Origin of the sequence: Rhodococcus sp. (in: high G+C Gram-positive bacteria) (genome assembly GCF_049299235.1) — a bacterium.
Lineage (GTDB): Bacteria > Actinomycetota > Actinomycetes > Mycobacteriales > Mycobacteriaceae > Rhodococcus.
The window spans coordinates 1-3,652 of record NZ_JBAQXC010000343.1 but is presented as its reverse complement, the minus strand read 5'-3'; the positions used below and the strand labels follow the sequence as shown (position 1 = coordinate 3,652).

Annotated in this window: 3 protein-coding genes and 1 riboswitch; of the genes, 2 read left to right on the top strand and 1 reads right to left on the bottom strand. The window is 70.2% G+C overall.

Translation table 11 applies throughout. The features are described from left to right. A partial coding sequence (locus tag WAX14_RS21380; protein WP_422630049.1) for an ATP-binding protein occupies positions 1 to 1,325 on the bottom strand: 1,325 nt, incomplete at its 3' end. A 35-nt stretch (positions 1,326 to 1,360) separates the two neighbouring features. Then, positions 1,361 to 1,550, bottom strand: a riboswitch (cobalamin riboswitch). A 44-nt stretch (positions 1,551 to 1,594) separates the two neighbouring features. On the opposite strand from WAX14_RS21380, the gene cbiE reads away from it, so the two are divergent. Beyond that, the gene (gene cbiE / locus WAX14_RS21375; RefSeq protein ID WP_422630048.1) at positions 1,595 to 2,821 is read left to right on the top strand and encodes a precorrin-6y C5,15-methyltransferase (decarboxylating) subunit CbiE; all 1,227 of its coding nucleotides are present in this window, start codon (positions 1,595 to 1,597) and stop codon (positions 2,819 to 2,821) included. After that, on the top strand, positions 2,818 to 3,573 hold the full coding sequence (locus WAX14_RS21370; protein ID WP_422630047.1) for a cobalt-precorrin-4/precorrin-4 C(11)-methyltransferase: 756 nt from the start codon (positions 2,818 to 2,820) through the stop codon (positions 3,571 to 3,573). Before cbiE ends, WAX14_RS21370 begins: the two co-directional genes overlap by 4 nt. Positions 3,574 to 3,652 lie beyond the last annotated feature (79 nt).

The following is a 3,652-nucleotide window of genomic DNA, read 5'->3' as shown; positions in this document are numbered from 1 at the left end:
GTTCCCGGGTCCACAAAGGCACACGGGTGGGCGGCGGTGGCGCGGATGGTCGCGGGCAGATGAATCGGACCGGTATCGCCGCTGTGCTCGCCGACCGTGCGACCGATCGTGGTGCGCGCCCGTGACCGGCGACCCGCGGCGCCACGGCCGGTGCGGTCCGCTGCCAGCAGTCGGGTGCGATAGGGATCGCCGGGTGCTGTCACGGTGGTGGGTGTCGGAGTGCCCGCGGATCCGGGGCCGGACGGTGTGGACTCCGGGCCCTCCGACGGGCTGCCACCACCCGGATCGTCATCCGGTCCGTCGGGTTCGGTCTCGTCGCCGCGGTCACCGAGAAGGTCGTCGAGGAGTTGCTCGTCCATACCGGGGGAGTCGAACGGATTGCGCCGGCGACGATGCGGCAGTGCGAGTTTCGCGGCGACCGCGATGTCGTCGCGGGTCACTTCGTCGCGACCGCACCACGCGGCGTGCGCGACCGCGGTCTTCGCGGTCACCAGGTCGGCACGCATCCCGTCGACGTCGAATGCCGCGCACACCTCGGCGATCGCGACGAGCGCGGCGTCGGTCAGCAGAACTCGCGGCAACCGGGCGCGGGCATCGGCGATCCGATCGGACAAGGCGGCCTCCGCGTCGGACCACTGCGCGACGAAGCCGGCAGGGTCGGCGTCGAACGCGAGTCGGCGCCGGACGATCTCCGCGCGCTGCTGCGGATCGCGGGGGGCCGCGACCTCGACGGTGAGCCCGAACCGGTCCAGCAGTTGGGGCCGCAACTCGCCCTCTTCGGGGTTCATCGTCCCCACCAGCACGAATCGCGCCGCGTGCGTCACCGAGACACCGTCGCGTTCGACCGTCGAGCGCCCCATCGCGGCCGCGTCGAGGAGTAGATCGACAAGGTGGTCGTGCAGCAGGTTCACCTCGTCGACGTACAGCACCCCGCGATGGGCGAGCGCGAGCAGGCCGGGTTCGTACTCGGCTGCCCCGTCGGCCAGGGCCTTGCCCAGATGCAGCGACCCGGTGACGCGGTCTTCGGTGGCCCCGACCGGTAGTTCGACGAGCCGGGCGGGGCGGATGTGCACCGGATCGTCGGCGGCATGCGGGCCGTCCGGGCAGGTCGGGTCGGGCATCGTGGGGTCGCAGCCGAAACGGCAGGTCCCGACGACCGTGACCTGCGGTAGCAGCGCCGCCTGCGCCCGGACCATCGTCGACTTGGCGGTGCCCTTCTCGCCGCGCACCAGCACTCCACCGATCGCGGGTGAGACGGCACACAGGGTCAGGGCCAGCGCCAGGTCGTCGGAGCCGACGACGGCGCTGAACGGATACACGTGCACTGGATCCTCCACAGGCTCCCGCTGGGACGTTCTTCTTCGGCTGCCGAATCGAGGCCGGTATTCGGACTTCCCGGTCGAGCGTCGTGCGATCGCCTTCCCGGACCGCCGGTCCAGTGGCTGCGCTGACGCGCATGATCGACGACTCCCGGGTCACCGCAGCGGGCCTGTGCCGGATTCACACCGGCTTCCCGATTATCCCCGTGAGGGGCACCTCGATTGTCTATGCCGGGGCGAGTCTAGCCGGAGCGGCTGGGCTAGGGTTCACCGACATGAAGTTCACCGACACGGCTGGCGCGATTACCGTCGTCGGCGTCGGCGCGGACGGCTGGGACAGTGTTGCCCCCGCGGGACGGGCACATATCCTGCGGGCCGAGGTGTTGCTCGGCGGACGGCGCCACCTCGAGCTGATGCCCGACACGTCTGCGCTGCGCGAGGCATGGCCGTCGCCGCTGCTACCCGGCCTCGACGATCTGCTCGATCGTCACACGGACCGCCGCATCGTCGTGCTCGCCTCGGGTGATCCCCTGGTGTCCGGGATCGGTGCGACGCTCGTCCGACGCCTCGGGCCGGACGCCGTGCACGTGATCCCGGCGGTGTCGTCCGTCGCGCTGGCCCGCGCCCGAATGGGCTGGGCCGCCGAGGATTGCGACACTGTCACGCTGGTCGGCCGCAACATCGGTGTGGTGCGCCGCTATCTGACCCGCGGGCGCAGGCTCGTCGTACTGACGTCGGGTGCGTCCGGTCCGGCCGAGGTCGCGCGGGTGCTCGTCGACGCCGACTTCGCCGACGCCCGGGTGGCCGTGCTCGAATGCCTCGGCGACCCGACCTCGGAGACCCGCCGAGACGGACACGCCCGTGATCTGGTCGACGTGACCGCCGCGGACCTGAACGTGCTGTGCATCGAATGTTCCGGTGCCGAGGGTCTTTCGACCACCCCGGGGCTGCCCGACGATTGTTTCGACCACGACGGGCAGCTCAGCAAGCGGCCGATTCGCGTCGCTGCGGTCTGTGCGCTTGCTCCGACGCCGGGACAGGTGCTGTGGGACGTCGGAGCGGGCGCAGGTTCAGTGGGCATCGAATGGGCCCGCACCGACCCGCGGTGCCGCACGATCGCCCTCGAACAGAACGACTCCCGCGCCGGCACGATCGAACGCAACGCCGCCCGGTTGGGTGTTCCGACCACTGTGCGGGTCGTGCGGGGCACCGCCCCGAGTGGGCTTGCCGGACTGGACACCCCCGATGCGATCTTTGTCGGTGGTGGTGGCAGCCGTCCGGGTGTTCTCGAAACCTGCTGGGATGCGTTGCGTCCCGGTGGCCGTCTCGTCGTGCATGCGGTGACGCTGGAAACCGAAGCGGTTCTGATCGAATGGTGGAAGCGCCACGGCGGTGAGCTGACGCGGCTGTCCGTCGAGCAGGCCTCCGCCATCGGTACCTTCACCGGATGGCAGGCGATGCGACCGGTGGTGCAATGGTGCGTCGTGAAAGGTGAAAAATGACAGTGCATTTCGTGGGGTCCGGTCCGGGTGCGGCGGACCTGTTGACGATGCGGGCGGTGGCGATGCTGCGTGCCGCTGAAGTGGTGCTGTATGCGGGAACGTACCTGGACGAGGAGGTGCTGTCGCAGTGCGCGGACGACGCCGAGTTGATCGACACCCAGCATCTCGATCTGGACGGGATCACCGCCCACCTCGTCGATGCGCACCGGCGAGGCCTCGACACGGTGCGGCTGTGTTCCGGTGACCCGTCGCTGTATTCGGCACTGACCGAGCAGGCTCGTCGCCTCGACGCCGCAGGCGTCCCGTGGGATGTCACGCCGGGTGTGCCTGCGTACGCCGCGGCCGCTGCCGCGCTCGGAACCGAACTGACGGTGCCCGAACTCGCGCAGACCATCGTGCTCACCCGCACCCAGGCGCGATCCACGGCGATGCCCGCGACCGAGTCGCTCGGGAAGGTCGCGGGGATCCGCGCGAGTCTCGTTCTGCACCTCGCGATCACCCGAACCCGCGTGCTGGCCGACGAATTGAGCGTCGAATACGGTGCCGACTGCCCGTGCGCGGTCGTGGCGTTCGCATCCAGACCGAACCAGGTCGTGCTGCGCGGCACGCTCGCCGACATCGCCGACCTCGTCGAGGAGGCCGGACTGAAGCACACCGCGGTCATCCTCGTCGGGCGCGCCCTCGGCATCCGTGAGCAGCCCGGCGTCGCATGTTCCCATCTCTACGACCCGGCCCGCGACCGGACGACGTGATCCGGCCCGCCGGCCATGAGCCAGTGACCCGGCCCGCCGGCCATGAGCGAGTGGCACGCTCGATCGAATAGATCGAGCG

Coding starts and splice junctions, on each gene's coding strand:
- cbiE (WP_422630048.1), top strand. CDS start 1,595: ATGAAGTTCACCGACACGGCTGGCGCGATTACCGTCGTCGGCGTCGGC.
- WAX14_RS21370 (WP_422630047.1), top strand. CDS start 2,818: ATGACAGTGCATTTCGTGGGGTCCGGTCCGGGTGCGGCGGACCTGTTG.